Raw genomic sequence first — 1566 nt, 5'->3', positions numbered from 1 at the left:
ATCTCACCGACCCGGCGCGGCGTCCCAGCGTCGGGTGCTGTCAAGAAGGGCCCCCCAGGCCGGCGGCGCCGGCACCGTGGAGCTGCCCCGCGAGGTCGGCCTGCTGCTGCGTCGGGACACCGGCCCGCTCGGCCCGCTGCGCACCAGCCCACCGCCGGTCGCGGCGCCGGCCCGCGAGCCGAAGGCCGCCGACTCCGCGGGGGCCGGGCAGACCATGGAGGCGGTACGCCAGACCGAGGCGCTGCTGGACCAGCTCGCCGCCGAACCCGCTCCGGTGCTGCGCTCCGGTGGCCTCGGTGTCCGCGACCTGCGCCGGTTGGCCCGCGCGGCCGGGCTGGACGAGCCGACGACCGCTCTGCTGCTGGAGGTGGCGTACGCGGCCGGCCTGATCGGCGAGATGGACCTGCCCGGCGCCACCACCGGCCGGTACGGCGCCGACCAGCAGGTGCTGCCGACCGGCGGCTACGAGGTGTTCCGGGCCGTCTCCCTCGCGCAGCGCTGGGAGCAGCTCGCCCGGGCCTGGCTGACCATGACCCGGCAGGTGGGCCTGGTCGGGCAGCGCGACGACCGGGACCGCCCGATCACCGTGCTCTCCGCCGAGGCCGAACGGGCCGGCGCGCCGGCCGCCCGCCGGTCCGTGCTCGCGGTGCTCGCCGACCTGGAACCCGCCACCGCGCCCACCCCCGATGAGGTGCTGGAGCTGCTCGACTGGCGGGCGCCGCGCCGCGCCCGGGGGCGGGAGACCGCACACCGGGAGGTGCTGGCCGAGGCGGCCACGCTGGGCGTGACGGGGCTGGGGGCGCTCACCTCGTACGGGCGGTTGCTGCTCGCCGACGTGACGGCGGCCGACGAGCGGGGCACGGACGACCCGCTGGGGTTGCGGGCCGACACCGAGAGCGGCGACCCGTCCACCGCCGTACGGGCGCTGGACGCGCTGCTGCCCGCCCCGGTCGACCACTTCCTGGTGCAGGCTGACCTGACCGTGGTCGTACCCGGCCCGCCCGACCCGGCGCTCGCGGCCGAACTGGACGTGGTGGCCGAGCACGAGTCGGCCGGTGGGGCGAGCGTGCACCGGGTCACCCCGGCCAGCGTCCGCCACGCCCTGGACGCCGGCTACTCGGCCGACGACCTGCACGGGCTGTTCCGGCGCCGCTCCCGCACGCCGGTCCCGCAGGGCCTGACGTACCTGATCGACGACATCGCGCGGAAGCACGGGGGGCTGCGGGTCGGCTCCGCCGGGGCGTACGTGCGCAGCGACGACGAGGCGTTGCTGGTCGAGGTGCTCGCCGACCGGCGGCTGGAAGCGCTGGCGTTGCGGCGGCTGGCGCCGACCGTGCTGGCCACCCCGTACCAGGTCAACCGGATGCTCACCACGCTGCGGGAGGCCGGGTACGCGCCGGTGCCCGAGGACGCCACCGGCGCTGCCGTGCTGGCCCGGCCGAAGGCCCGGCGGGCGCCGGCGCGGGTGCCGATGGGTGCCCGGACGGTGGACCCGCTGACCGGGCCGAAGCTGTCCCTGCCCCGACTGCTCGGCGTCGTCGAGCAGATCCGCCGGGGTGAGGCGGC

Annotated in this window: 1 protein-coding gene; it reads left to right on the top strand. The window is 77.8% G+C overall.

The features are described 5' to 3' along the window. Positions 1-1566 (top strand): helicase-associated domain-containing protein (locus AB0I76_RS29600; protein WP_357042347.1); only part of this gene is annotated, 1566 nt, incomplete at both ends.

Source organism: Micromonospora sp. NPDC049799 (genome assembly GCF_040656655.1).
GTDB lineage: Bacteria > Actinomycetota > Actinomycetes > Mycobacteriales > Micromonosporaceae > Micromonospora.
The sequence above is the reverse complement of the archived record's forward strand: the minus strand, read 5'-3'. Positions and strand labels throughout refer to the sequence as shown.